This window comes from Streptomyces sp. CB03238 (assembly GCF_002099185.1).
In the GTDB taxonomy this organism is placed as follows: domain Bacteria; phylum Actinomycetota; class Actinomycetes; order Streptomycetales; family Streptomycetaceae; genus Streptomyces.
In genome coordinates this window covers 1-24,844 of the sequence record NZ_NBCN01000018.1, presented here as the reverse complement: position 1 = coordinate 24,844, position 24,844 = coordinate 1, and the positions used below count along the sequence as shown (strand labels likewise).

The following is a 24,844-nucleotide window of genomic DNA, read 5'->3' as shown; positions in this document are numbered from 1 at the left end:
ACGGACACGGTGTTCTCCTCGGCTCTGGCGGTGGTCGCCGTCGGGCAGCTGGCGCTCGCCGCCGTGGCGCTGCGCGGTCCGCGCCCGGGGCCGTGGATCGCGCTGCTCGGCTGCGCTCTGGCGTACGACTCGGCCGTCGTCGCCGCCGGTACGGTGCTGGGGCACGGCCCAGCGCTGGAGACGCTCAGCACCGGCCGGTACCTCGTCCACGCCGTGCTGACGCCGCTGGTGGTGCCGTGCGCCACGATGCTGGTGAGCGGCGGCCGCGTGGTGGTGGCCGGTGCGTGGGGCACGGCCGGTGTGCTGGCCGTGGCGGGGACCTGGGCCACTCTGCCGGGGCTGCACCTCGAACCGCGGCACTGGGCGGACACCGTACGGTACGCGGACGCGGAACCCGGCGGGGTGCCGCTCGCGGCCGTCGCGGCGATGCTCCTGCTGCTCGCAGCGGGGGTGGTGCTCTGGCGACGCCGACGCGTGCCGTGGCTCGCCGCGGGAGCGGTGGCCCTGTTCGTCGCCTCGGTGGTGGCTGTCGCGGTGCCGCCGCTCGGCAACGCGGGGGAGGCGCTGATGCTGGCCGGCCTGGTGGCCGCGCTGCGAGACGCCCGCTCCCGTGACGGATCAGTGTTCGCGCAGGAGTGACCCGGCGCCGTACACCTTGTCCTCGATCCCGTTGTCGCGCAGGGCCATCCACCACGTGGCGGCGTTGATGGCGATCACGGGGAGTCCGAGCCACCGTTCCGCCTCGTCGGCCAGCGACACCATGGACAGGTTGGTTCCGCACTGGACCAGTGCGTCGACCCCTTCGAGCGCCGCCAGCCCGGTCAGCGCCTCCCGGAGCCGCCCTTCCCCGACATGGGCGATGGAGACCGCTGTCGGGCAGCGCAAGCCGGTCACGCCCGCGACCTCGAAGCCGAGCTCGCCGAAGAAGCGGCGTACGTTCGCGTCCCCGACCGGTTGGTACGGCGTCACGACACCGATGCGGCGGGCCTCGTAGAGGCGCAGCGCGCGCTCGCACGCCTCGGCGCCGGTGGCCACCTGGAGCCCGGTGAGGTCGTGGATCTGCTTCACGAAGGCCCGGTTGCCCGCCACGCCTCCCCAGAACGTCTCGGCGGACATGCCCATCACCATGTAGTCCGGCTCGCAGGTGAGCACCCGCTCGCAGGCGGCGCCGATCTCGTCACGTATCTGTTCCAGCAGCCGCTCCATGCCCGCGTCGCCCGCCATGTTCTGGTCGCGGATGTGGATGCGGGAGAAGTGGGCGGTCACGCCCGGCACCGTCATGCGGTAGAAGTCCGGTTCGACGATGGTGTTCGTGCTGGGTGCGATGACGCCGAACGTGCGGCGCCAGCCGAGGGCGTCGGTCACAGGGTCACCTTCCGGGAGGAGGGGAGGGACGAGGCGGACAGCCGCCAGGCCGCGTACAGAAGGGCGGCCTGGGTGAGCGTGTTGCACGACTGCTCCACCCACTGCAGGGCCACGCTCTGGTCGGGCCGGGCGGCGAGGGGGCCGAGCGCGTAGGTGCCCAGCAGCCACAGGCCGGTGGCCGTGGCCGCGCGGGAATCCCCGGCCGAGCGCGCCAGCAGGATCAGCCGTACGCCGCAGACCGTCACCGCGGCGATCGTGAGCACCATGAGCGGCAGCGTCGAGCGCAGCGCGAGGGAGCCGGCGGCGGCCGCCGCCCACGTCGCGGCGAAGCCCCACAGCGGGGGCGGCCGGCGGGCGCGCGGAGCGTCGCCGGTGAGGGGCGTGCTGAGCAGCGCGTGCGCGAGGAGCAGGAACCCGAGCGCGAGGAGCGGGAAGAGCGCCTTGTTCAGGGGCTGGATGTCGGGTCCGTCCAGTGCGACGGTGAGTTTCCAGCCCGCCTTCGACAGGCCCCCGGCGAAGACCAGCGCGGCGCCGGTGGCCGCGAGGGTACGCGCGCGTGGGGCGGCGCGGCCGATCGGCTCCACCAGCCGCGCCGCCGCGACACCGGTCAGCACCACCGGTACGAAGTCCTCCAGGGCGAGCGCGACGGGATACTCCACGGCGCTCACCGACCCGGGAGGGTCTCGGGGAGCACATCGCGGCGCCGCAGCCCCGCCGTGGCGAACCTGGCGGCCGCCTTGCGGCGGGTCAGCCACGCCACGCGGCCCCCGTTGCGGGTGCGGTCGGCGAGCACCCGGTCCACGAGCCACGGGGTCACCGTCTCCACCCGGTCGGCGAGGACGTTGAGGACCTTGCGGGCCTTCGCGTACTGCTCGGGGGTGTAGCCGTGGACGAGCAGGTCGGTCACGAGCATCCCGGGGGACAGACGCAGCGCCCTCACGTCGTGCGGACGCGTCGCGGCCCGCTCGTCGAGGTCGGCGGCGATGGCCCGCGTCAGGTACGTGACCGCGCTCTTCGTGGCGCCGTACGCGCCGAGGCCGGGCAGTACGCGCCGGTCGGAGCCGAAGCCCTCCATGTTCCACAGCCGCCCCCGCCCCTGGGCGAGGAAACCGGTCACCGCGACGGCCGAGCCGTGGGCGGTGCCCAGCAGGTTGGCCGCCGCCACCGCCTCGACGTCCGCCGCGTCCAGCTCCCAGAACGGGCGCCGGGGCGCGGCCGCCCCCGCGTTGTTGACCCAGACGTCGACTTGTCCGAACCGTTCGTACGCGGCGTCCCACAGCGCCTGCACCTGGGCACGGTCGGTGACGTCCGCCACCCGCCCCAGCACCCGGTCCGCCGGGCCGGGCAGGGCCGCACCACCTCCACGGCCGCACAGCACCACACGGCAGCCGCGCGCGAGGAACGCCCGTACGAGCCCTTGGCCGATTCCGCGCGTGCCGCCGGTGACCACCACGACGGTGCTCACGACTCACCCTCCCACGTCAGTACGCCGTGCAGCACGGCGCTGAGGACGTTGCCGCCGAACAGCTCGTACGTGACGGCCAGCCGGCCGCCCGCCGACATGCCGGGCGTGGCGTCGAGAGCGAACTCCCGCCCCTTGACCCGGTGTACGTCGCCGCCCGTGAAGTGCCACAGCGGGAAGTTGGCGCGCCCGAAGGCCTGGGCGCCGCCCCAGGCGTCCGGGCCCTCCCAGAACTCGCGCGTCCCGTCCCGCCGCCGCACCACGGTGAACGCCCGGTCGGCCCCGCCACCGGTCCAGGTGACACGGTGTTCGGTACGGAGCAGGTCCAGCGGGGTGAGCCGGTCGACGACCCGCACCGTGCCCAGCGGCTTCTGGTCCGCGCCCCACAGTTCACAGTCCCCGGCGTACCGCCCCGTCCGCTTGGTCGGCAGGATCCACGGGACGGGGCCGCTGGCGGTCTCGGCGTCCCGGTGCGCGGCGACGGCCCGCCGGGTGTCCGGGTTCGTGTCGTGGTCGGTGGTCCTCACGTACAGGCCGTTGAAGCAGCCGATGACGGTCCAGCCCTGGTACAGGACCGAGGAGTAGACCTGGGTGGTGCCGCCGGGCAGCACGTGGTTCCAGGTGTTCAGGCCCACCTGCCAGCCGGGGCCGTAGTAGTGGGCGTCGACGAAGGCGCCGTACGGCTGCCCGCTGCCGTGGAAGTCGGGCCCCTGGTAGAGGCGGTTGTCGTCGGCGTCGCTCACCGCGAACGCGAAGGGCGCGGCGAGGCGGAAGCGGCCGGCGAGCGGCCCGCCGCCCGTGAGGCCGCCGTCCATGCGGTAGACGGTGGCGCCGTCCTCGACGTCGGACGAGCGGCGGATGTCCTCGTAGCCGCACCAGGTGCCGTGGGCGTCGAAGAGGGACGGGCGGCCGTGCCACTCGCCCGCGATGCGCTGCTGCCAGGCACTGGGGGAGACCTGGGTCATCGCGTCCCCTCCGGACGGCCGGTGATCAGGAGGTGCCGCAGCCGGTCCGTGGTCTCGGTGCCGAGCAGCCGGTCGACCCTGCCCCACACCGGGTCGATCTCCCGGCTGAACAGCGCGGTGCGCAGCCGCCGGTCCCGTTCGGGCAGGTCGGTGCCGGCGAGTTCGCCGGCCACCTGGGCGGGCATCGCGGCGGCGAGCGACAGCCAGTGCTCCACGTACTCCTCGGCGATGGGGCCGACCGCGCGCAGGGCCGCCTCGTCGGCGCGGTGCACCAGCATCCACGGGGACATCAGGGACCGCTGGCGCGGGCTGATGGCCGCCGCGGTCAGTCCGGGGATCTCGGCGGCGAGGGCGTGCGGTTTGGTGAGCGGCCCGTACACGGTGTCGGTGTACACCGGATGGGCGGCCAGGTCGGCGCGCTGCACCAGGTCCAGGTGGAAGGCGTGACCACCGCCCGCGTACACCGAGTCCAGCGTGAAGTGGGGCAGCGGGCCGTCGTCCGCGCCGAAGGCGAACACCATGTGGCTGTCCAGCGCCGCCGCGGGCAGCACCAGCCCGATGTACACCACCGAGGCCACGGAGCTCAGGCCGCCCGTGAAGTACCGTACGTGGCCCACCGGTTCGGGCGAGGCGGGGCCGCGGAGGGTCGTCCACTCGGTGGGCCGCTCGCTCACTCCCGTACCGTCGAGGAGCCGGTCGAGGACCAGGGCCGACAGCCGGGCGGACGGGGACGTCGCCGCTTCTGACATGATCACTCGCTCTCGACGGTGGGGTGGAAGCCGTGCGCCTTCTGCTCCCAGGCGCGCGCGAACTCGGCGTTGTCACGCCGGCCCGGTGAGGGGATCACCGTGGCGGTGCGCGCCGGGACGTCGCCGGTGATGCGGTCCGCCTCGCCGACCATCCAGCCCTTGGCGGCCAGTTCCTGGCGCTTGCGGCGGTACGCGACCGAGATCAGGTCCGACCGCAGGTGCAGCTCCGCGCCCAGGTCGGCGGGGAGCAGTTCGGGGCGGGTGCCGTCCACGACCGGGGCGTCCTGGCCGAAGATCCTCATGACCCGCTTGCGCGTGTTGCCGTCGGCCCACGCCCCGGTGAAGAAGTCCCGCAGTGCCACCCACTTCACCAGGGTCGTCGTCTCGTCGACGGGGATGTTGGTGTCGTAGATGACCATGCTGCCCAGCGGCAGCCGCACATGCAGCTTGATCAGGTTCGGCAGCATCCAGCCGGCCGTGGTCACCACCGGCGGCCGGTCCTTCGCCCGTGCCCTGCGGTCCGCGTACAGCCTGCCCCACAGCCCCCTGGCGGTGGGCGGATGCAGGGCGACGGTCGCGAACGCCGACCACTCGTCGGGCTGCTCCAGCGTGTACTCCTCGACCTCCGGACGGTCCGGGTTGCCGAAGGAGCCCGCGTGGACGAACGGGGTGTGCGCGATGTCGCAGCCGTTCTCCAGCACCCGCTCGTAGTTGGAGCGCCACAGGTACTCGCCCCTGACCGCCCTGAACCGCCCGCCGTGCTCGACGAGGTCGTCGAACTCGGGCCAGACCGGGATCGGGGGCCGCTCCTCGGGCGGCAGGTCGCCGAGGAACACCCACACGAAGCCGTACTTCTCCTGTACGGGGTACGCGTCGACCCGCGCCTTCTTGGGGATGCCCCGCCCCGGCTGGTTGGCCGGGATGAGGACGCATGCCCCGTCCGCGTCGAACCGCCACCCGTGGTAGGGGCACACCACGCAGTCGCCCGCCAGGGTGCCGGCGGACAGCGCCGCGCCCCGGTGCGCGCACAGGTCGGACAGGGCGACGGGGTGGCCGGCGCCGGTGCGGTACAGCGCGAGCGACTGGCCCAGGCACACCACTTTGCGGGGCGTGCGCCCGACGCGGTCGGCGAACTCGACCGCGTACCAGAAATTCTTGAGCATCCGTGCCGCTCCTCCGGATCGAGTAGGGGTTTCAGCGGCGACGCACCAGGGCGAGGCCGGGGTGGGGCGGGACGAGCAGTGATCTGAGCGCGCCACCGGCCGTGGTGTCGCTACGAAGATGCGTGGCGCAGAAGAGCGTGACGAGCCGCGCCAGCAGGGCCCGTGCCGAGTGCTGGGCTCCGCCGGGACGTTCGAGGAACCCACGGGCCGAGGTGGGGTCGTGCGGATCGCAGGGCGTGAAGTGGCCCGCGCCGGTCAGCCGCGCCCACACGTGCGCCCCGTCCGCGTCCCGCAGGGCCTCGGCGAAGGTGCGCTCCACGGGATCGGCCGCGCACTCGCCCCCGTACCGGTCGGTGCTGGCGGCGATCACGCCGTCCGTCTCGCCGGACAGCAGCATGACCGGCGCCGTGCCGCTCACCGGCAGCACCGTGCCGCGAGGCCAGCCCAGCATCGAGGCGACCAGCGTATGGGCCCCGTACGTGAACACCGCGCGGACGCCCGGCGTGAACCCGGCGGACTGCAACGCCACGGTGCCGCCCGCCGAGTGCCCGCCCAGCGCGACGCGGTCCAGGTCCAGCAGCCCGTCCAGGGGAGCCCGGGCGGCGAGCTCGCCCACCGCGGCGAGCAGCGCCGCGATGAGCGGGGTGGTGGGCCGGGAGCCGTACCCGGCCGGGGAGGCGGCGTCGAGGTCGACGGCCGGGGTCAGGCCGTGGCTGCCGGCGAACAGCTCACCGACCAGGTCCGCCGTGACCGTGACCAGGCCCTTCTCGGCGAGGGCGATCGCGAGCCAGCGGTACGCGTCCTGCCCGATGTTGATGCCGGGCAGGAGCAGTACGACGGGGTAAGGGGCGCGGGACGGATCGGCCGGGACTTCGCCGGTGAGGCGTTCGGCGGCGGAGCCCGTGTGCCGGGCGGGGTAGAAGACCCGCAGGTGGGCGGTGTCGAACGGTTCCTTGAGGCCGGGCACCCGCCGCGCCCACCACAGGGACCGGACCTGGCTCATGACGCGGCTCCGCCGGGCCTGGGCGACTCGCGGTCCCCGCCCCACAGGGCGCGGACGAGCCGGCCGGTGGTCTCCTGGCCGAAGTACCGCACGCCCATGACGTTGGCGGGGTCGCGTTCGGCGATGTTGCGGCGGGTCGCCAGGTCGGCGGCGGCGAGCGCGGCCCGCTGCTCCTCCGGTACGGGTTCCGCCTCGTCCACCCACCCCAGCCACCGGTCCACGTGCGCGTGCGTCAGTCGCCGCACAAGGGTGATGTGGTGATCGTCGCGGGGCATCGCGTAGCAGTACGCGGTCGGAGAAAGGCTCGCCCGAATGAATCCGGCGCGGCTGGTGAACCACGACAGCTCCGGGTTCTCCTCGCGTACGGACAGCCAATCCTGCGCCACGGGCTCGTAGTAGCGGTCGTAGTAACCGCCGTCCGCGAGCAGGTTCGTACGCGGTACGGAATCGAGGTAGAACCAGCCGCCCGGCCAGCAGAGCAGGGCGATGCCCAGGTGCGGGACGCGGATGTGCGGGCCGAGCCAGACGGTCAGGTGGAGATTGGCGAAGCCGCGGGTGGGGTTGCCCAGCCAGGAGTGCACCATCCAGTCGACCTCCGGGCCGGTGTAGGCGGCCAGCGAGCCGCCGGGGCTGCCGGGCGGCGAGCCATAGGTGTCCAGGTCCTTGGTGGACGGATCCCGGTGGAGCTCGAAGCGGGCGTCGATCTTCTCCTTGACCTCGGTGAGCAGGGCGCGCCACTGCTCGAAGGTGTCGGTCACATCGGTGGCCGGGGCTTCGTCCGTCATGTCCTGGACGGCCTGGGGGGTTTCGCTCACGCTGCTCCTCCTGGGCGTGCGGCCGATATGAGAGGCCCGGCGAGGTGCCAGGGGCGCCCGTCGACGAGGTCGGTGCCCCGCGAGACGAGACGGCGGGCGGCCTGGGCCGGCCGGATCGGGCCGAGGGCGAGGCGGCTGTCCGCCGGTGTGGTGTCGGGGTGGCTGATCCGGCCGTCGAAGGGCGCGTCGCGCGTCTGCCACAGGCCGAAGTCCCGTGGCAGGCAGTGGACAGCGCCGGTGGTGTGACCGGCCGCCACGACGTTCAGCCGGTTTTCGGCACTGCGCTCCGGCAGGCCGAGGCGGCTCTCCCAGGACTCCGTCCCGGTGAAGCAGACGGCGGCCGTGTCCACCCCGGCGAGCGCGGCGAGCCGGAAGGTCTCCGGGTACAGGCTGTCGTCGCCGACGACGACCGCGACCCTGCCCCACGGGGTGTCGTACGTGAGGAGCCGTGACCCGGACGGACCGTCGGCCCAGGCGGCGTGCCGCGCGCTGCGGTGCAGCTGAGGTTGTACGAGGACGGGGCCGTCGGCACGGAGCACGTACCCGGTGTGGACGCCTTCGTGGGGCAGCGTGCACGCGAGGTACGCGTCGGTGCCGGCCAGCGCGCCGGTCAGCGCCGCCAGTGCCTCCTTGACCAGCTGGTCGCCGGGCGCCGCCTCGACGACCCCGCCGGGGAAGCAGAACAGCTCCGGCACCACGACCAGGGACGCGCCACGGGCGACCGCCCGCGTGGTCAGTTGCGCCGCCTCGGCCACCGCGTCGCGCGGTTCCGTCGCACCCGGGCGTACGACGGCGGCCGTCACCTCGTCGGCCCGCCGTCCCGGGAAGTCCGGTGCCGGGCGGGGCTGAGCCGCGATGGGAACGTACAACTCGGGCCGCCGGGCGTCGAAGACGTCCGTGCCGTCCGGGCGCCGCTTGTCGTCGGCCCGCGCCGGCTCGATGTCGGCCACGACGACTCCTTCACCCGTGCGCGGGGCCCGGGCCACCACGGTGCCGTCGGGGGCGACGATCTGGCTCTCCCCGGCCCCGTGCAGCGCCTCGCGCGGTACTCCGAGCCCGGCGGCGACGGCGTCGGCGTGTGCGTCGGGCAGCAGGGGACCGACCTTGTTGGCGGCGACGACCCAGACCCTGTTCTCCGCCGCCCGCACCGGGATGTGGAGCGAAGCCTCGTCCAGGGCGAAGGAGTTGAGGCTGTTGAGGAGCACCTGAGCGCCGCGCAGGGCGAGTCCCCGGCACACCTCGCTGATCACACCCTCCATGCACGCGTACAGGCCGATCCTGCCGAGCGCGGTGTCGACCACGGGGCCTGCTTCGAGAGCCGGGTCCAGGTGGTCGTTCTCACTGCCCATCAGGACCTGCTTGTCCGCATGGGCGACGAGCGTGCCGTCGGGGCCGTACAGCAGGCTCGCCGCGGTGACCCGGTCCCGGTCTTCGTCGGCGGTGGCCAGGGTGACGTGGAGCTTGACGAACATGCCGTGCCGCTCCGCCGCCGTTGCCACCGGCGCCAGGAAGTCGTCACCGGGCCGGCACGCCATGCGCAGCGCGTGCGCCCGGTCGTCGTACCAGGAGAGGTGGTTGCAGAATTCCGGCAGCACCACCAGACATGCGCCGCGCCGTGCCGCCGCGCCGATCGCGCGGAGGCAGGCGGCCAGGTTGGCCCGGCGGTCGGTGCCGACGGCGAACTGGGCAGCGGCGACGCGCACGGTGACGCCCATGACAGCCTCCCCTGGTTCCCCTGGCGGAACAGTGTTTCCCCAACATACACTTGGGCGCCACCCCGCGACAGGGGTGCGGAGCGACGACCGACCGGAGGTGTTGCCGTGCTCGTCCACGTCGTCCTGATGAAGTTCACCGACCCGGCCGATGCCCGCGAGGCGAAGCAGCGGCTGGAGGAACTGCCCGCCCTGGTAAGCGAGATCGCGTCGATGGGCGTCGGTCTCGACGTCACCGGGTCGGCCGTCTCGTACGACCTGTGCATGACCACCCGGCACGCCTCGGCCGACGCGCTCGCCGGATACCGGAGTCACCCAGCGCATCGCGCGCTGGGTGACTGGTTGCGACCGCGGCTCGCGGACCGGGTGACGGTCGACTACGAGGAGACCGCCGGTGACTGACCGGCTCACATGCCGCGACCGGTTCAGGAAGTGCGGCCCGGCAGGGTCTGGATGGTGCCCGCGGCGAGCAGGGACGCGTAGTACGTGCCACCGGGGTACAGGTCCGCGGTGCGCGCCCCGTTGAAGGCGTCCTTCGCCCAGCCGACCGCCAGGGTCTGGAGCGCCGACACGTTCTTCTGCTGCGGCGTGCCGCACATCAGCGTGCCGGCGTCGTCGGTGGAGGAGCCCTCCGCGTCGGTGTGGGCGCCCGTCGTCAGGCGTACGCCGACGAAGGGGCGGGGCAGCAGCTGCTGGAGCGCGCTGGTCCCGCTGCCGCTGTTGTTGCAGCTGTAGCCGGGAGCGGAGACCGTCAGGATGGGCAGGGACGTCGTCGCCAGCTGGGACAGGGAGGCGTCGGTGTTGTTCCCGATGAACGACTTCACCGGGTCCAGCAGCACCAGGCCCCGCAGCTTGGTGAAGGCGGCCGGGTGGGCGGCGCGCAGTCTCTGCGCCACGTACTCCGCCGCTTCGGCGCCGGCCGAGTGGCCGGAGAAGACGAACGCGGCGGGCAGCGCGCCCAGATCGGTGCGGCCGGCCTGACGCTTGGCCGACGCGTAGCTGCGGGCCAGTTGGGACGAGGCGTTGTCGGCGGAGGCGAACCAGGTCGCCACGTTGTCGAGGAACGGCTTGTTGTTGCCGATGTTCTGCAGCGTGCAGCCGAACATGTCGGCGCTGCGCAGCGTGGGGGCGAACACCAGATACCCGGCGGACGCGTAGCGGCCGGCCAGGTCCGTCATGTGGTCGTTGGCCCGGGAGAAGCCGTGCTGGAGCCAGATCAGGCCCTTCGGGGGGCCGGACGGGAAGTACCAGTCGGCGGACTGGCGGTAGGTGAGGACCGTGCAGGACACGTCGACGGTGGTCGACACCTTGGTGACGGCGGACGCGGAGTGGGCGGTGCCGGACGCGGAGTGGGCGGCGGTGGCCGGGACGACGCCGAGGAGCAGCGCGGCCAGTGCCGGAACGATCACCTTGCGCAGAGCGGGCAGGTGCATGCGAGCCTCCAAGGGCGGGCAGTGGTTTCCTCTTAGGAAACGAAGTTTCTGCTCGCGATACGGGGATGACAGCGGAGGCGGCAGGACCTGTCAATACCCGCCGTCGAAAGCGGAGCCGAGCGCCCCGCTCCCGGGCGCTGGTCACACGAGGCCGGGATACGCCCCCGGCGGCATTCCCGGACCACCCGGCCGGAAGGCCGCCGGCGCGTGCGTGACGCACGGCTGCGTGTAGGCGTACAGCCCCTCGGCCCCGTACTCCCGGCCGTGCCCACTGCGCTTGATCCCGCCGAAGGGCGCCCGCAGCGACATCCCCGTGCGGTTGTGCGTGTTGACGAAGCGGAAACCCGCCTCCAGGCGGTGGGCGAAGGCGAACGCCCGGTCCTCGTCGGCGCTCCACACCGAAGCGCCCAGCCCGTACTCGGTGGCGTTGACGCGGGCCACCACCTCGTCCTCGTCGTCATAGGGCAGCACCGGGACGACCGGGCCGAACTGCTCCTCCCGCACCGCGGGAGCGCCGTCGTCGAGACCCAGCAGCAGCGCCGGCCGCACGAAGTGACCAGCCGTCAGGTCAGTGTCCGGGCACACCCTGCCCAGCTCGACACAGCCGCCGCCCCGGTCCCGGGCATCGGCGACGAGCCGCCGGATCCGGTCCGCCGCCTCCGCGCTGATCACCGGGCCCACCGTCGTGGCGGGGCACAACGGGTCGCCGAGCAGCAGCGCCCGTTCGGCCGCCGCGACGTACTCCGCCACGAACCGCTCGTACCGTCGGCGCGGCACATAGATCCGCTTGGCCGCCATGCACACCTGTCCGGCGGTGGCGAAACTCGCCATCACCAGCCGTTGCAGATCGCTCTCCGACAGCCGGGCGTCGTCCAGCAGTACGGCGGCGTCGTTGCCGCCCAGCTCCATGGTGGTCGGAGTCAGCGCGGCCGCGGCGACCGCCCCCACAGCACGCCCCGCCTCCGGACCGCCGGTGAACGACACCTTCCGGATGCGTGCGTGCCCCGCCAGGGCGCGCGCGGTGCCGGCGTACCCGTGCACGACGTGCAGCAGCCCGGGCGGGAAGTGGCGCGCGAGCGTGCCGAGGACCAGCGACACGGCCAGCGGGGCCAGGGGCGAAGGCTTGACCACCAGGGCGTTGCCCGCCGCCAGCGCGGGCGCCAGCTTGACGACGGTGAGTACCACCGGGGCGTTCCACGGCGTGAGCGCCGCCACTGCTCCGAAAGGCTGGTGACGCACCGTCAGTCGTCCCGCCGCGTCGTCGGTCACCCGGTCGGCGAGCAGCCCGGGGGCATGTTCGCCGTACCAGCGCAGGACGGCCCCGGAGAAGCGGATCTCGCCCGCGCAGTCGGTCAACGGCTTGCCCGACTCACGCGCCAGCAACAGCGCGGCCTCGGCCGCCGTGTCATCGAGCGAGGCGGCCGCGCACAGCAGCGCACGGGCCCGCTCCTCCACCGGCTCCCCGGCCCAGGAGCGGGCGGCCACGTCCGCCGCCGCGACGGCCCGGTCCACAGCCACGCCGTCCGCCACCGGCACGCTGCCGACGACGTCGTCCACCCGCGCCGGGTTCCGGCGGACGATGAGCTCAGCGGGCACGCGCGCCCCCGTCCACCTCACCCGGCGGCCTCAGAGAGGCGAGCATCGAACTCCGCAGCAGCGCCTCCCTGGCCCTGCCCGGGTCCGCCGCCGTGGCCCGCAACTCCTCGCGCACCGCCGCCCGGGTCGCCTCGTCACGCGCCCGCAGCCGTTCCCAATTGCGATGGGTCTCGGCTCCGACGTACGTCAGGGCACAACGCCGACGTCGCTCGGCGGTACGGGACAACTCCGCGTCCCCGGCCTCACCGGCGATCACGGCGGCGAGCGCGCCGCCCATCAGGACGGCATCATGAATGCCGCTGTTCATCCCCATGCCGCCCAGCGGGTTGTTGACGTGCGCGGCGTCCCCGCACAACAGCACCCTGCCGTACCGGAAGCCGTCCGCGACCCGCTGGTGGACCCGGTAGAGGCTGGCGTGCGCGACGCGCCACGGCGCCACACGGTCCGGACACACGCCGCGAAGCCGCTCCGGGAGCCGCGCCGACTCGGCCGCGTCCGGAGTGCCGTCCGGCGTGGGCAGCAGCACCCGCCAGTGGTCGGGCGTACGCAGCAGCACCAGCCACTCGTCCGGATCGAGGACGTACGCGATCGGCGCCAGGTCCGGCATCGCGGCCGTCAGGTCCTCGTCGAGGGACGCCACCAGGAAGCGCTCCGGATACGTCACGCCCGCGAAGCCCGCCCTCAGGGCCCGCCGTACGGCCGAGTGCGCCCCGTCCGCGCCGATCAGCCAGTCACCGCGCACCCGCGAGCCGTCCCCGAGCACCACGGTCACCGAACGGGCGTCCTGCGCCACCTCCCGGACCGGACAGCCGAACCGCACATCCGCCGCGGGGTGGCGGCTCAGCGCGTCGAGCAGGATCGGCGTCAGCTTGCTCTGCTCGCACTGCACGCGGTACGGGTACGGCGTGTCGTCCGCGAGCACCGCCAGGTCCAGCTCGGCGACCGGCCGTCCGGTGCGGCGATCGCGGTACTGGAAGGTGCGGGCGACCAGCCCCCGGTCGAGCAGCGCCGCGACAACTCCCAGCTCGTCGAGCATCTCCAGGGTCGGCGGATGGAACGTCGACGCCCGCGACTCGGCCGCGAGGCCCGCCCCCTTCTCCAGGACCGTCACCGCGACGCCGCGCCGGGCGAGGACGAGCGCAGCGGTCAGCCCCACCGGCCCCGCGCCCGCGACCAGGACAGGGCTCACCGCGCACCACGCTGTGCGCCGACGGCCGGGGTGTGCAGCGCGAAGGCGCCCTCCACACCGGTGACCCGGGCGCCGGTGAAGTGCAGGATCGTCTCGTCCGTGCCCTCGTCCACCAGCCCGGACAAGCCCCAGGCGGGGCGGGGCGTCTCGGTGTGCAGGCTCAGCAGGGACGAGCCGTTGACCTTCACCTCGCCCGCCCGGACGCGCCGCGCGACGCCCAGGGCGGCCGTCTCGTCCCGCCCGACCACGTACCCCTCCAGCCCGTATCCGGTGGAGTTGGCGAGGGCCACGGCCTCGGCCTCACCGTCGTACGGGTGCACGGTGGCCACCGGCCCGAAGATCTCCTCGCGCGCGGCGGCCTCCGGCGCACCGGTCACCAGGAGAGGCGGCAGGAAATTGCCCCGCTCAGGAACAGCGGCGAGGGGATGCGCCCTCGCCCCCGCACCGGTCAGCGCCTCGACCGCCGCCAGCGCCCTCGCGCGGTGGCGTGAGTGCGCCAACGGCCCGTACTCGGTGGCCGGGTCGAGCGGATCGCCGACCCGCACTCCGGCGAGCACCGCCGCCGTAGCGTCGACGACCTCCGTGAGCAGACGCGCCGGGACGATGAGCCGGCCCAGCGCCCGGCACCACTGGCCGTTCAGCGTGGTGAGCAGCTCGGCCGCGACGCGCCCCGCGATGTCCACGTCCGCGTCCGGCAGCACGACCAGCGGGTTGTTCCCTCCGAGTTCGAGCTGGACGGGCTTCAACGCGCGCCCGCACACGGCGGCGACGTCCCGGCCCGCCGCCGTACCTCCGGTGAACGACACCACCCGGATCCTGTCGTCCGCCACCAGCCGCGCCCCGGCGGAGCCGCCTCCGTGCAGCAGCTGGAGCACGGCCGGCGGCGCCCCGGCGCCGGACAGCCCCTCGGCGGCCGCCTCGATCAGCAACTGCGTTCCGTACGGGGCCAGTTCGGGCGCCTTGACGACGACCGGGCACCCGGCGGCCAGCGCGCTCGCCGCCTTGTGGGCGGCCATCGGCGCGGGCGCGTTGTACGGGACGACGCACAGGGCGGGCCCGAGCGGGGCACGGCGCACCTCGACGGACCGGCCGCCCGGGCGGACGGCGCCGGCGTGCAGCAACCCGGCGCGCAGGCGCGCGGCGGCCATGCGGAAGGCCCCGCCGAGGATGACGCCCAGCCCCGACGTCTGGGCCAGCGGGACGCCGGTGGCGTACGCCTCGGCCCGTACGATCTCCGGGACGCGAGCTTCTATCGCGGCGGCCGCCGTCTCCAGCGCGTCCGCCCGCTTCTCGTCGGCGAGCCCGGCCCAGCGCTCGTCGGCGTGGAGCGACGCCGCGGCGGCGAGGGCGCGCTCGATGCGCTCCGGGGAGCTCGCCATCGCCCGACGTACGGGCTCACCGGTGGCCGGGTTCTCCAGAACCACGTCCAGTTCGTGGAAGCAGGGCTGCCAGGTACCGTCCACCAGGTCAGCGGCTGCGGCGGGCGGTCTCACCGGTCGGCCTCCACGGTCGCGAACAGGGCGTTCTCCTGGGCGTCGGTGGCGATCCTGGCCGCTTCGAGCCGGCCGCGTTCCGCCGGGAACGTCATCACCAGGCCCATGGCGAGATCACGCAGCGCACGGCCCACCGGCCCGTCCATCGTCGCCCCCGACGTACCGCAGGCTTTCAACGCGCCCAGCGCCACGTCGAAGCAGGCCTCGGTCACCGAGCCCTTGCCGAGCCGCCAGTGCGTGAACACCTCGGACTTGGGCCGCACCGGCGGCTCGGAGGTCTCCAGCTCCAACTGGCGCCGCAGCCACAGGTAGGCGGTCTGGAGGCGTTGCGTCATGTCACCGATCAGGACCTGGTGCACGGGGCTGGACGCGATCGGCCTGCCCGTGTCGGCGAACGTCCTGCGCGTGAGGGTGTCCAGGGTGTGGTCGTACACCGCCTGGGCCGCGCCCGTGTACACGGCGGCGATGGCGAGCTGGTTGCCGACGAAGCTGCCCCGGCTGACCTGGAGCATGCGGGTGAACGCGCCGGGCACGGTGAGGGCCTGGTCGTCGGGTACGAAGACGTCGGCGAGCCGGATGCCGTGGTTGGCGCTGGCGCGCATGCCGAGGCCGTTCCACGGCTCGCGGGAGGTGACTCCGGGTGCGGTGCGCGGAACGAGGAAGAGGGCCAGCGCGTCGGGCCCTTCCTTGCCTTCCAGCTTGGCGGTGACGAGGTAGGTGTCGGCGACGCCGGTGGCGCAGCCGAAGGACTTCTCGCCGGACAGCAGCCAGCCGCCGGCGGCCGGCTTCGCGGAGGTGGCGATGGAGATGTTGGCTCCGGAGCTCTTGACCGACTCACTGGCGAAGTTGGCGAGCCACCGCCCGGACGCCATCGTCGTCAGCACCCGCTCGGCGAAGGCGGTCACCTCGCCCGCCTCCTCGGGGGCGAACAGCCCGGCCCGGATGGCTTCGAGGGGCAACAGTCCACGCGAGGCGCTGGTGTTGTGGAAGAAGTAGGCGAGCGCGGTGGACGGGCAGGCGGTGCCCATGGCGAAGGTCGCCGCCGCGAGGTCCCGCAGCGTCCCGCCGAGTCCGCCGTACTCCTCGGGGACGACCAGGCCGAGCAGTCCGGCGTCGCGCAGCAGCGCCACGTGGCCGGCGGGGAACGCGGCGTCGGCGTCCGACCGGGCGGCCGAGGCGCTCAGGGCGGGCAGGACGGCCTCGACGCGCTCGGCCCGGGCGCGCTCGGCCGCGGTCATGGCGTCGAGGAGGCGTTCGGCGGTCAGGCGGGCGGCGGGTGGTGGGGACGCTGGCATGGGTGCGGCTCCTCACGGGCTTCGGGCGCCGGGGTGGGGACGGCGCACGGCATACGGCTCACGGCTTACGGCGTACGGTCAGAAGACGGCAGGTCGGAGGGGGCCGCCTCGCCGTCGCCCGTACCGCAGGGTGTGCAGCTCGTTCAGGATGGGGCGCAGGGCCCCGCTCTCCACCGGCGTCTCGACGCCGAGCCGTGAGCACAGCAGCACCAGGCGTTCGGTGGGCAGCAGTCCGCCGCAGCCGGCGAGGCCGGTGTCGAAGTCCCGGACGCCGTTCTTCATCGCGGTGAGGGCGTTGACCAGCCCGAGACCGTGGTGGTCGCGCAGGGCGAGCCGCAGTCGGACGTCTCCCGCCTGCGGCACGGCGTCCTGCAGCAGCCCGCGCAGATGCCGCGGCGAGCCGTCGTCGCCGTCCTCACCGCCCCGGGGCCCGGCCTCCTCCAGGGCGATCTCGCCGCAGCCCGCCTTCCGCAGCGCGCCGACGGTGTGCAGCACGGCCCGGCCGCGCGCGGGATCGAGGGCGTCGTCGATACGGCCCACGACGGTGGTGCCCGAGCCGGCCACGGCGGCGACGACGGAGGCGGCCCCGGCACCGATGCCGTCCGCCGCGACGGCCACCTCCACCGTCAGGTACCCGGCGGCGGCCGCCTCCGCCGCCTCGCCGGCGCCCGCCACCCGGACCGAGACCCGCTCCGGCAGGGCGGGGGAGCGGCGCAGCTCGTCGCGGGGCAGCCGTACCCGCACACCGGCGGCGCGGACAGCGGCTGTCAGCCGCGCCGCGCGCCGCTGGTTCCCCGCCTCCGCCGCCAGCGTCCGGGCCAGCTCCGTGTCGGCGACGGCGATGCTGTCCGGGAGGGGATCGGCGAGCTGGCCCCAGGACCGGGAGTGGAACAGCAGCGGGGAGGTGATCCGGGGCACTCCGGCCGCTACGACCTCACCCACGAAAATGGTGTGGTCGCCGCCCGGGTAGACATGGCGTACCCGGCAGTCCACCCAGGCCGCGGCGTCGGTGAGCACCGGACTGCCGGTGGCACCGGGCAGCCAGTCGCCTTCGGCGAACCGGTCGGTGACGCCCGGTGTCAGCCCGGCGAACCGGCGGCCGAGTCCGATGTGGTCGCGCCCCAGCACGTTCACGGCGAACACGCCGTTGCGCGTGACCAGTTCGTGGGAGCGGATGCGGCGGTCGAGACAGACCAGGACGAGCGGAGGGTCGAGGCTGACGCTGCTGAAGGAGCTCGCCGTCATTCCGTGGCGCAGGCCGTCCGGTCCCGCGGTGGTGATGATGCCGACTCCGCTCGGCCAGCGCGCCAGCACCTGGCGGAAGGTGGTCCCGTCCACGGCGGTACCGGTGTCCATGGCCACTTCCGCCCCCACATCGTTTCCTGATGCGAAACAGTGTCACGCACACCGTAATAAGGTGCGAGAGTCGGCGTCAAGGGGATCGCGGTACGTGGCCGGGGGAGTGTTTCCCATGGGGAAATCCCGCCCTATGCTGGGCCGTGGTCGGCGCCAGTCGCCCCGGCCGGCTCAGCACGCCCGCACCACACCGGGGGACAGACACCGTGACCGACGAGAACAGCAGCAGGTCGATCGCAGCGGTCGAGCGCGCCATGGACGTACTCCTCCTCTTCGGCCGCGCCGGACGCCCCGATCTGGGCGTGACCGAGATCGCCCAGGAGCTGGGGATCACCAAGGCCGCGGTGCACCGCATCCTCACCGCGCTGCGCAACCGCGACCTGATCATCACTGATCCCGTCACCCGCCGGTACGCCCTCGGCCCCGCGGCCATCTCGCTCGGCCGTGCCTACCTGGCCCGCACCGATCTGCGCATCCTCGCCGCCCCCGAACTGCGCCGCCTGGCGGACGAGTGCGGCGAGACGGCCACCCTGTCCATCCGGCGCGGTGACACACGCCTGTACGTCGACCAGGTCGTGCCCGTCCAGGAGTTGAGGATGGAGGTCGCCCTCGGCATCCCCTTCCCCCTGCACGCGGGGAGTTCGTCCAAGGCCATGCTCGCCTTCCTGCCGGAGGCCGAGATCGACGCGTACCTCGACCGGCACCCGCTGGAGCCGCTGACCGACCGGACCGTCACCGACCCCGCGAAGCTCCGCAAGGAGCTCGCCGCCATCCGGCGCCGTGGCTACGCGACGTCCCTCGGGGAGCGCGAGGTCGGGTCCGCCTCCATCGCCGCCCCCGTCCTCGGGCACGACGGCCATGTCATCGCCGTCCTGAGCGTCGCCGGTCCGCAGACCCGCTTCAAGCCCCGCATGGGCGAATGCGCACCTCTGCTGCTCGAAGCGGCCGAGCGGCTGTCGGCCGAGTTCGGCCACCGGCCCGCCGCCGACTGATCGGCAGACGGTCCCGTACCCCCCTCAAAGGTTCGCCCCCGGCTTCAGCACGCCCAGCACCGCCGCGCCCAGTACGCAGCACCAGATGGCCACCACGTACGGGACACAGCCGTCCACCGCCCGCCGCAGCGCCCGCTCCGTCGCCGGCGTCGAGCCCTTCGTACCGAGGGTCGCGAAGGCCGGGCCGAACGGCCGCAGGGTGAGCCGGATGCCGAGCCCGCACGCGATGGCGGCGGCGTACAGCGCGACCTTCGCGCCGAGCCAGCGCGGCTCGGTGGCCACCCCGAAGGGCTCTGAAGCGGCCAGCGTGTACGCCGCCACGCCGAGCAGCGCCGTCGTCACGGCGATACGGGCGGTCCAGTCGGCGCGCCGCACCCAGGGGCGCCGGCCCGGACGGTGATGGTCCGCGACCGTCACCCACAGCCAGCAGGCGGCTCCCGCCCAGGCCGCCGCCACGGTCCAGCCGTTCAGGACGGCCTCGGCCCCGTGCGGCTCCAGCGCCATGAGCGTGACGCCGCTCGGGAGGAACAGCACCAGGCAGATCTTCGGGCCGAGATCGAGGATCCCCATGATGCGCAGGGCGGTGGCGCGGGCCGCGAACGGCAGCTCCGCGCGCAGGACGTAGCGGCTGGAGACGTAGACCCCCAGGTCGCCGCCGAGCCAGAAGACGAACAGGACCAGGTGGAGCAGGATCCACCAGCCGTGCGGATGCGCGCCCATGGTGCCCCTCCCTCAGGTCCGGTCGCCGGCCGTGGACGGGAACCCGCCCGCACGCCCGAGCAGCGCGGGCGCCTCCCGCCCCAGCAGCGTGCCCAGCCAGGTGCCCGTGGCGCAGGCCGCGTCCAGCTCGATGCCCGTGCGCGTCCCCATCCGCTCCAGCAGATAGACCAGGTCCTCCGTCGCGATGTTGCCGGTCGCCGCAGGGGCGAAGGGGCAGCCGCCGAACCCGCCCAGGGACGCGTCCAGCCACGCGGCCCCCGCCGCCACGGCCGCCACGGCGTTCGCGTACCCGGTGTTCCGCGTGTTGTGGAAGTGGCAGCGCAGCGGAACACCGGGCGCTGCCTCCCGCACCGCGTGCAGCAACCGGGCCACCGCGTCCGGTGCGGCGACGCCGATCGTGTCCGCCAGGACGATCTCGGCGGCCCCGGTGCCGGCACCGCGGTGCGCGATCTCCACAACGCGCTCCTCGGGCACCTCGCCCTCGAAGGGACAGCCGAACGCGGCCGCGATCGTCAGCGTCGGGGAGACCCGGGCCGCATGCGCGGCCTTCGCGATGTCCGCCCACGCCCCGAGGGCCTCATCGGTACTCACTCCCTGGTTGCGGCGGCAGAAGGAGTCCGTGGCCACCACCACGCAGTTGACCTCGTGCACACCGGCGTCCACCGCCCGCGCGAGCCCCCGCCGGTTGAGCACGAGCCCGCTGTAGCGCACGCCCTCCGGGCGGGTCAGGAGCGCCATGACCTCCTCGGCGCCCGCCATCTGCGGCACGCGGTCCGGGCGGACGAAGGCCACCGCCTCGATCCGCCGCGCGCCCGCCGCCACGGCACGCCGTACCAGCTCCGCCCGCACCTCGGGGGGGAGGGTGGCGCTCTCGTTCTGCAGGCCGTCGCGGGGCGCGACCTCCACCACCCCGACCGAGCCGGCGGGCACGTCCACCGATGAGTTCTCCATGCGCCGCATTCTGCCCCGCCGATTCCTCTAGCGAAACGGCGTTTCCCAAAACTAGACTCACGGACATGACTGGACCTCTGTCCGACATCCGTGTCCTGGAGACCGGCACCCTGCTCGCCGGCCCCTTCTGCGGCCAACTCCTCGGCGACCACGGCGCCGAGGTCATCAAGCTCGAAGACCCCGGCCGTGGCGACCCCATGCGCCAGTGGGGGCGTGAACGGCCCTACGGGAAATCGCTGTGGTGGCCCGTCGTCGCCCGCAACAAGAAGTCCGTCACCTGCAACCTGCGCCACCCCGACGGCCAGGCCCTCGCCCGCGAACTCGCGGCCCACGCCGACGTCCTGGTCGAGAACTTCCGCCCCGGCACCCTGGAACGCTGGGGCCTCGGCTACCAGGAGCTCGCCGCCCTCAACCCCCGTCTCGTCCTCGTCCGCGTCACCGGCTACGGGCAGAGCGGACCGTACGCGCCCCGCGCCGGCTTCGGCTCCATCGGCGAAGCCATGGGCGGCATCCGGCACATCACCGGCGAACCCGACCGGCCCCCGTCCCGTACCGGCATCTCACTGGGCGACGCACTCGCCGGCACCATGGCCGCGTACGGAGCCGTCATGGCCCTGCACGCCCGGGACCGCACCGGCACCGGCCAGGTCGTCGACTCCGCGCTGTACGAAGCCGTCCTCGCCTACATGGAGTCCCTCCTGCCCGAGTGGGAGATCGGCGGCTACCAGCGCGAACGCACCGGAGCCGTCCTCCCGAACGTGGCGCCCAGCAACGCCTATCCGACCGCCGACGGCGCCACCGTCCTCATCGCCGCCAACCAGGACACCGTCTTCCGGCGCCTCACCGAGGTGATGGGCCGGGAGGACCTCACGGACAACCCCCACTACGCCACCCACACGGCGCGCGGCGCGCACCAGCGCGAACTCGACGACCTCATCACCGCCTGGACCGCACAACAGCAGTCCGATCAGCTGCTCGCGGCCCTGCACCGGGCGGGAGTCCCCGCAGGCAAGACCTACACCGCCGCCGACATGCTCGCCGACCCGCACTTCGCCGCCCGCCGGGCCATCGTGCGCGTACCGCACCCCGACTTCGGCGAGATCCCCATGCAGAACGTCGTACCCCGCCTGTCCGCCACACCCGGAGCCGTCCGCTGGGCCGGCCCCGCCCTCGGCGAACACAACGACGAGGTCTACGGACAGCTGCTCGGCCTGACCGACGAGCGGCTCGAGAAACTCGCCGCCGAGGGGGTGATCTGACGTGGACGCGCCCCCCGGCCGCCCACTCGAAGACGACTACCGGACCGCCGGATTCGGCCGGCGTATCGGCTGGGGGGAGCGGCCGGCCGTCCTGCTGGTCGATCCGGTACGGGCCTACGCCGACCCCGGCTCCGCACTCTTCCTGCGGGCGGCGGCCGATGCCCTCGCCGCCATGGAACTCCTCGCCCGCACCGCCCGCGAGGCCGGCCTGCCGGTGGTCTTCACCGCCGTGCGTTACGACCGCGAACCGGCCTTCGACGTACCCCACTTCCACCGCAAGGTTCCCGGGCTCGACGCCTTCCGCGCGGACAGCCCGTACGCCCGCTTCACCGCCGTGTGCCCTCCCCTCCCCGGCGACGACACGGTGCACAAGCACTACCCGAGCGCCTTCTTCGGTACCGGACTGCACGACCGGCTGGTGTCGTACGGCGTGGACACCGTCGTCATCGGAGGGTTCTCCACCAGCGGATGCGTCCGCGCCACCACGCTGGACGCCCTCCAGCACGGCTTCCGGCCCTTCGTCGTACGCGAAGCCGTGGCCGACCGCGACCCCGGACCGCACGAGGCGAACCTCTTCGACCTCGACGCCAAGTACGCCGACGTCGTCGGCCTCGACGAAGCCCGCGCCGCGCTCGGAGGAGTGGGTTAGGGTTCCTCGGTGACCGCAGCCTCCACAGCCCTTCCCACCCGCACCGCCACGCCGTCCGACGCCCGGATCGCGGAGCGCGAGGAGGACGGGACCGTCCTGCCCGTGCTGGTGTGGGCGCCCGGGCCGGGGTGGCGCATGATGTCCTCCGCCGTCCTGGGCGGCGGCTGGGGCGAGCGGCACTGGGTGATCAACGCCCAGGTGCGCGGCGGCTACCGGAGGATGGACGCCGACCGTCACCTGGCGGATCTGGCCGCGGACGCCGGCCTGCGCGGACCGGGCGTCGGGCTGATGACCGCGGCCTCCGTACGGGACTTCCGGCATGCGACGGAGGGCGGAGCGGAGGCCCTCGTCACCGCCGGAGTGGGGGTGCGCGGCTGGGCCGCGGCCCCCGGCCCCACCACGGCCGGACCGCCGCCCGCCGGGACCATCAACATCATCGCCGCGCTCCCCGTCCCCCTGAGCCCGGCGGCGTACGTCAACGCGGTCGCGACGGCCACGGAGGCCAAGGTGCAGGCGCTGCTGGACGCGGGTTTCGACGCGTCCGGCACGCCGACCGACGCGGTCTGCGTCGCGGCGCCCGTCGCGCGCGACGGCCGGGCGGAGGAGACGTTCATGGGCCCCCGTTCGCCGTGGGGCGCCCGGCTCGCCCGTACCGTTCACACGGCCACGTACGCGGCATGCCTCAGCGAACGGGACGGGGGCCGGGCGCCGGTCCGCTGAGCCGGCGGCCGGCCCTGCTTTCAGGCCGCGTCGTCCTGCCGTCGGCGCACCAGGATCATCACCGAGGCGCCCAGCACCAGCAGGGTGCCACCGCCGAGCAGTGCCACGGGTATCCCGTCGGTGGCGCCGGTCTCCGGGAGACTGCCGACGCCGCCGGACGCGGTGGCGCCGCCGGTGGCCGAGGGCGGCGTGGTGCCGCCAGCTCCGACCGTCAGCGGTACCTGGGCCAGCTCCTTGGCCGCCGTGATGGAAACGGCGATGACACACGCCCCCGCCTTCGCGGTGCAGTCGACGCCGCCCACCTTCCCCTTGACGGTGATCCGGGCGGTCGTGCCGTTGGAGGACGCGCTGCGCCAGACGCCGGACGCGTCGGTCTTCCCGAGGACCGAGGACTCCGGTGCGGTCGCGCAGTCCGTCGGTCCGGCCGGGTTCGGCTTGCAGAGCCCGAGCGGAACGAACGGCTGGTTGGGGCTGAGTCCCTTCGCGGAAACAGTGACCTTGTCACCGGGCACCAGCCCGGTCGACTTGCTCACGGTCAGCGAGGGCGCCGCCGCGGCGGGTACGGCAAGAGCCGTCACCGCGAGGGCTGTTGCCACCGCGAGAGCGGCGGTGGAGTGGGAGAGCCGTAGGGGTGTCATGGTGTACCTCCGGTGTGGGGGACAGGGGATCGATGACGTCGTGGGATGACGAGGGCCAAGGCGGTGCAGAACACGGTCACGCCGATGGAAACCGCCCACAGCGCCGTCGACGGCCCGCCCCAGCGCGCGTCCGGCGCACCCGGGGCGGCCGGGGGGGTGGCGGCGCTTCCCGTGCCCGAGGCCTCGCCCGGCACGGTGCCGCCCCGGAAACCCACGGGAATGTCGACGGTGTTGGCGGCGCGAAGAGCGGCGGGGGCGGCGGAGGGCAGCGGGGCGATACCGATGACGCATGCGGCGGTCCGGCAGTCGACGCCGGCGAACCTGGCCCGCGCGGTGAGCGTGACCGTGGGCAGCCGGCCGGAGCCGTCGATGTTGACCAGCGTGGCGCCGCCGCCCAGGTCGCAGTCCTTGATGCCCGCGTACCCCTTTCGGCAGAGGCCGACGGCGACCGAGGGGAGGCCGGGGCGGAAGCCCCGACCGGTGACGGTGATCTTCTGCCCATCGGTCAGGCCGACGGCTGCGGAGACCCGCGCCGTCGCCGTCCCCGGCCCTTCCTTCGGAGTCGCGGCGGCGCTGGTGCCGCCGCACAGGAGCAGGGCGCACGCCGTCGCGGCCGCCGGGGCCACCCGTCCGAAGCGGCCCGGCGCGAGAAGTCTCATGAGGATGCCTTCCTGTCGTGCCGTACGCGCCGGCCGGCGGCCGGCCACCGCCCCTGGAGTACGGTCCACGCCGCGGCGGTAGCCACCGGCCACAGGGCGGCCAGGACAAGGGCGTCGCCCGCCGGGACCCACCGCCCCGCCAACTCCCAGACCCCCGCCCCGCCCACCGCGCCGACCACCCCCCATCCGGCATGCAGCCCGGGCGGGATGTCCGGCGCCGCGCACGCGTACAGCAGCCGGGCGCACCAGGCCGCCACCGTGAGCACACCCGCGAGCGCGAGGGTGAGCTGCCAGGCGTTCGCCGCCGACGCGCAGGCGGTCATCGCCGCACCCAGCGCGAGCAGGAGCAGTGGCGGCATCGCGGGCGAAGCAGCGCGACTTCTGGACGCGGCCGCCGCCCCGGCGGTGAAGAAGCCCAGAGCCGCTCCTGCCGCTGCAGTCGTGGACATGGCGAGCGAGCCGCCCAGATGTTCCCACCGGAAGACGTAGAGGTCCTGCGCGGCGAAGAAGGCGGCCGTGGTGCCCGCGCCGACCGACGCCGACAACCCGCGTGTTTTGCGGGCCACGCCCCCGAGGGGAACCATGCCCGTGTCCGGGACCGCCCTAGGGCCTGTATCGGAAGTGGATCTCTTCATGCATCGAATGGCAGTTCCAACAGCT

General features: G+C 73.8%; 26 protein-coding genes. 6 read left to right on the top strand and 20 right to left on the bottom strand.

What is annotated here, in order from left to right; genetic code table 11:
* Window positions 1–9 precede the first annotated feature (9 nt).
* On the top strand, window positions 10–639 hold the full coding sequence (locus BKD26_RS28165) for a hypothetical protein (protein WP_084903788.1): 630 nt from the start codon (window positions 10–12) through the stop codon (window positions 637–639).
* Here BKD26_RS28165 and BKD26_RS28160 read toward each other — a convergent pair.
* The 9 genes from BKD26_RS28160 to BKD26_RS28120 are packed head-to-tail and all read right to left on the bottom strand — an operon-like array spanning window position 619 to window position 9,237.
* A complete protein-coding gene (locus tag BKD26_RS28160) occupies window positions 619–1,365 on the bottom strand; it encodes an arylmalonate decarboxylase (RefSeq protein ID WP_084903786.1) in 747 nt (248 codons plus the stop codon). The genes BKD26_RS28165 and BKD26_RS28160 overlap by 21 nt on opposite strands.
* Window positions 1,362–2,033 carry a hypothetical protein gene (locus BKD26_RS28155; protein WP_084903783.1) on the bottom strand — a complete coding sequence of 224 codons (672 nt, stop codon included), beginning with the start codon at window positions 2,031–2,033 and terminating at the stop codon, window positions 1,362–1,364. Before BKD26_RS28155 ends, BKD26_RS28160 begins: the two co-directional genes overlap by 4 nt.
* On the bottom strand, window positions 2,030–2,830 hold the full coding sequence (locus tag BKD26_RS28150) for an SDR family oxidoreductase (RefSeq protein WP_084903781.1): 801 nt from the start codon (window positions 2,828–2,830) through the stop codon (window positions 2,030–2,032). The genes BKD26_RS28155 and BKD26_RS28150 overlap by 4 nt, the downstream gene beginning before the upstream one ends.
* The gene (locus tag BKD26_RS28145) at window positions 2,827–3,792 is read right to left on the bottom strand and encodes a hypothetical protein (RefSeq protein ID WP_084903778.1); all 966 of its coding nucleotides are present in this window, start codon (window positions 3,790–3,792) and stop codon (window positions 2,827–2,829) included. The genes BKD26_RS28150 and BKD26_RS28145 overlap by 4 nt, the downstream gene beginning before the upstream one ends.
* Window positions 3,789–4,541 carry a hypothetical protein gene (locus BKD26_RS28140; protein WP_143662721.1) on the bottom strand — a complete coding sequence of 251 codons (753 nt, stop codon included), beginning with the start codon at window positions 4,539–4,541 and terminating at the stop codon, window positions 3,789–3,791. The genes BKD26_RS28145 and BKD26_RS28140 overlap by 4 nt, the downstream gene beginning before the upstream one ends.
* A gap of 2 nt (window positions 4,542–4,543) precedes the next feature.
* Window positions 4,544–5,704, bottom strand: coding sequence for an aromatic ring-hydroxylating dioxygenase subunit alpha (locus BKD26_RS28135; RefSeq protein ID WP_084903771.1), 1,161 nt, complete (start codon window positions 5,702–5,704; stop codon window positions 4,544–4,546).
* A gap of 31 nt (window positions 5,705–5,735) precedes the next feature.
* Window positions 5,736–6,707, bottom strand: coding sequence for an alpha/beta hydrolase (locus tag BKD26_RS28130; protein WP_179166740.1), 972 nt, complete (start codon window positions 6,705–6,707; stop codon window positions 5,736–5,738).
* Window positions 6,704–7,522, bottom strand: a complete 819-nt coding sequence (locus tag BKD26_RS28125) for an oxidoreductase (protein ID WP_084903768.1) — start codon at window positions 7,520–7,522, stop codon at window positions 6,704–6,706. The genes BKD26_RS28130 and BKD26_RS28125 overlap by 4 nt, the downstream gene beginning before the upstream one ends.
* A complete protein-coding gene (locus tag BKD26_RS28120; RefSeq protein WP_084903766.1) occupies window positions 7,519–9,237 on the bottom strand; it encodes a nitrilase-related carbon-nitrogen hydrolase in 1,719 nt (572 codons plus the stop codon). The genes BKD26_RS28125 and BKD26_RS28120 overlap by 4 nt, the downstream gene beginning before the upstream one ends.
* Window positions 9,238–9,342: 105 nt before the next feature.
* On the opposite strand from BKD26_RS28120, the gene BKD26_RS28115 reads away from it, so the two are divergent.
* Window positions 9,343–9,636, top strand: coding sequence for a Dabb family protein (locus BKD26_RS28115; RefSeq protein WP_084903763.1), 294 nt, complete (start codon window positions 9,343–9,345; stop codon window positions 9,634–9,636).
* A gap of 23 nt (window positions 9,637–9,659) precedes the next feature.
* On the opposite strand, the gene BKD26_RS28110 is transcribed toward BKD26_RS28115, so the two are convergent.
* The 6 genes from BKD26_RS28110 to BKD26_RS28085 all read right to left on the bottom strand — a co-directional run bounded on the left by BKD26_RS28110 (window position 9,660) and on the right by BKD26_RS28085 (window position 17,596).
* A complete protein-coding gene (locus BKD26_RS28110; protein ID WP_084903761.1) occupies window positions 9,660–10,667 on the bottom strand; it encodes an alpha/beta hydrolase fold domain-containing protein in 1,008 nt (335 codons plus the stop codon).
* Window positions 10,668–10,808: 141 nt separating this feature from the next.
* Entirely contained in the window at window positions 10,809–12,263 is a 1,455-nt protein-coding gene (locus BKD26_RS28105; RefSeq protein ID WP_084903758.1) for an aldehyde dehydrogenase family protein, read from the bottom strand.
* Window positions 12,253–13,452, bottom strand: coding sequence for an FAD-dependent oxidoreductase (locus BKD26_RS28100; RefSeq protein ID WP_084903756.1), 1,200 nt, complete (start codon window positions 13,450–13,452; stop codon window positions 12,253–12,255). The genes BKD26_RS28105 and BKD26_RS28100 overlap by 11 nt, the downstream gene beginning before the upstream one ends.
* Window positions 13,449–14,945: an aldehyde dehydrogenase family protein gene (locus BKD26_RS28095; protein WP_084903753.1), complete on the bottom strand. Its 1,497-nt coding sequence runs from the start codon at window positions 14,943–14,945 to the stop codon at window positions 13,449–13,451. Before BKD26_RS28095 ends, BKD26_RS28100 begins: the two co-directional genes overlap by 4 nt.
* Window positions 14,942–16,240: an acyl-CoA dehydrogenase family protein gene (locus BKD26_RS28090; protein WP_206603728.1), complete on the bottom strand. Its 1,299-nt coding sequence runs from the start codon at window positions 16,238–16,240 to the stop codon at window positions 14,942–14,944. Before BKD26_RS28090 ends, BKD26_RS28095 begins: the two co-directional genes overlap by 4 nt.
* A 78-nt stretch (window positions 16,241–16,318) precedes the next feature.
* Entirely contained in the window at window positions 16,319–17,596 is a 1,278-nt protein-coding gene (locus tag BKD26_RS28085) for a flavin reductase (RefSeq protein WP_084903750.1), read from the bottom strand.
* A gap of 206 nt (window positions 17,597–17,802) precedes the next feature.
* Between BKD26_RS28085 and BKD26_RS28080 the strand changes: the two genes are divergently transcribed.
* The gene (locus tag BKD26_RS28080) at window positions 17,803–18,588 is read left to right on the top strand and encodes an IclR family transcriptional regulator (RefSeq protein ID WP_241518885.1); all 786 of its coding nucleotides are present in this window, start codon (window positions 17,803–17,805) and stop codon (window positions 18,586–18,588) included.
* Between the two features lie 24 nt (window positions 18,589–18,612).
* Here the strand turns inward: BKD26_RS28080 and BKD26_RS28075 are convergent, their stop codons facing one another.
* Together BKD26_RS28075 and BKD26_RS28070 are read right to left on the bottom strand one after the other, a co-directional pair.
* A complete protein-coding gene (locus BKD26_RS28075; RefSeq protein ID WP_084903748.1) occupies window positions 18,613–19,308 on the bottom strand; it encodes a hypothetical protein in 696 nt (231 codons plus the stop codon).
* 12 nt (window positions 19,309–19,320) lie between these two features.
* Window positions 19,321–20,259 carry a hydroxymethylglutaryl-CoA lyase gene (locus BKD26_RS28070; RefSeq protein WP_084903745.1) on the bottom strand — a complete coding sequence of 313 codons (939 nt, stop codon included), beginning with the start codon at window positions 20,257–20,259 and terminating at the stop codon, window positions 19,321–19,323.
* A 65-nt stretch (window positions 20,260–20,324) separates the two neighbouring features.
* Between BKD26_RS28070 and BKD26_RS28065 the strand changes: the two genes are divergently transcribed.
* From BKD26_RS28065 to BKD26_RS28055, 3 genes are all read left to right on the top strand, one after another.
* The gene (locus BKD26_RS28065) at window positions 20,325–21,518 is read left to right on the top strand and encodes a CoA transferase (protein WP_084903743.1); all 1,194 of its coding nucleotides are present in this window, start codon (window positions 20,325–20,327) and stop codon (window positions 21,516–21,518) included.
* A 1-nt stretch (window position 21,519) separates the two neighbouring features.
* Entirely contained in the window at window positions 21,520–22,167 is a 648-nt protein-coding gene (locus BKD26_RS28060) for an isochorismatase family protein (RefSeq protein ID WP_084903740.1), read from the top strand.
* Window positions 22,168–22,233: 66 nt separating this feature from the next.
* Window positions 22,234–22,887: an adenosylcobinamide amidohydrolase gene (locus BKD26_RS28055; RefSeq protein WP_241518894.1), complete on the top strand. Its 654-nt coding sequence runs from the start codon at window positions 22,234–22,236 to the stop codon at window positions 22,885–22,887.
* 20 nt (window positions 22,888–22,907) lie between these two features.
* On the opposite strand, the gene BKD26_RS28050 is transcribed toward BKD26_RS28055, so the two are convergent.
* From BKD26_RS28050 to BKD26_RS40565, 3 genes are read right to left on the bottom strand one after another with little or no spacing between them, the layout of a single operon-like run.
* Complete coding sequence (locus BKD26_RS28050) at window positions 22,908–23,525, bottom strand: neocarzinostatin apoprotein domain-containing protein (RefSeq protein WP_179166739.1); 618 nt, start codon at window positions 23,523–23,525, stop codon at window positions 22,908–22,910.
* Window positions 23,522–24,184, bottom strand: a complete 663-nt coding sequence (locus BKD26_RS28045; protein ID WP_179166738.1) for a neocarzinostatin apoprotein domain-containing protein — start codon at window positions 24,182–24,184, stop codon at window positions 23,522–23,524. The genes BKD26_RS28050 and BKD26_RS28045 overlap by 4 nt, the downstream gene beginning before the upstream one ends.
* Complete coding sequence (locus tag BKD26_RS40565) at window positions 24,181–24,750, bottom strand: hypothetical protein (protein ID WP_179166737.1); 570 nt, start codon at window positions 24,748–24,750, stop codon at window positions 24,181–24,183. Before BKD26_RS40565 ends, BKD26_RS28045 begins: the two co-directional genes overlap by 4 nt.
* Between the last annotated feature and the right edge of the window lie 94 nt (window positions 24,751–24,844).

What these genes read in the sequence shown, in the direction of transcription:
- BKD26_RS28145 (WP_084903778.1), bottom strand. Translation starts at nt 3,792, where the DNA reads ATGACCCAGGTCTCCCCCAGTGCCTGGCAGCAGCGCATCGCGGGCGAG.
- BKD26_RS28140 (WP_143662721.1), bottom strand. Translation starts at nt 4,541, where the DNA reads ATGTCAGAAGCGGCGACGTCCCCGTCCGCCCGGCTGTCGGCCCTGGTC.
- BKD26_RS28135 (WP_084903771.1), bottom strand. Translation starts at nt 5,704, where the DNA reads ATGCTCAAGAATTTCTGGTACGCGGTCGAGTTCGCCGACCGCGTCGGG.
- BKD26_RS28130 (WP_179166740.1), bottom strand. Translation starts at nt 6,707, where the DNA reads ATGAGCCAGGTCCGGTCCCTGTGGTGGGCGCGGCGGGTGCCCGGCCTC.
- BKD26_RS28120 (WP_084903766.1), bottom strand. Translation starts at nt 9,237, where the DNA reads ATGGGCGTCACCGTGCGCGTCGCCGCTGCCCAGTTCGCCGTCGGCACC.
- BKD26_RS28110 (WP_084903761.1), bottom strand. Translation starts at nt 10,667, where the DNA reads ATGCACCTGCCCGCTCTGCGCAAGGTGATCGTTCCGGCACTGGCCGCG.
- BKD26_RS28090 (WP_206603728.1), bottom strand. Translation starts at nt 16,240, where the DNA reads ATGCCAGCGTCCCCACCACCCGCCGCCCGCCTGACCGCCGAACGCCTC.
- BKD26_RS28085 (WP_084903750.1), bottom strand. Translation starts at nt 17,596, where the DNA reads ATGGACACCGGTACCGCCGTGGACGGGACCACCTTCCGCCAGGTGCTG.
- BKD26_RS28075 (WP_084903748.1), bottom strand. Translation starts at nt 19,308, where the DNA reads ATGGGCGCGCATCCGCACGGCTGGTGGATCCTGCTCCACCTGGTCCTG.
- BKD26_RS28070 (WP_084903745.1), bottom strand. Translation starts at nt 20,259, where the DNA reads ATGGAGAACTCATCGGTGGACGTGCCCGCCGGCTCGGTCGGGGTGGTG.
- BKD26_RS28065 (WP_084903743.1), top strand. Translation starts at nt 20,325, where the DNA reads ATGACTGGACCTCTGTCCGACATCCGTGTCCTGGAGACCGGCACCCTG.
- BKD26_RS28050 (WP_179166739.1), bottom strand. Translation starts at nt 23,525, where the DNA reads ATGACACCCCTACGGCTCTCCCACTCCACCGCCGCTCTCGCGGTGGCA.
- BKD26_RS28045 (WP_179166738.1), bottom strand. Translation starts at nt 24,184, where the DNA reads ATGAGACTTCTCGCGCCGGGCCGCTTCGGACGGGTGGCCCCGGCGGCC.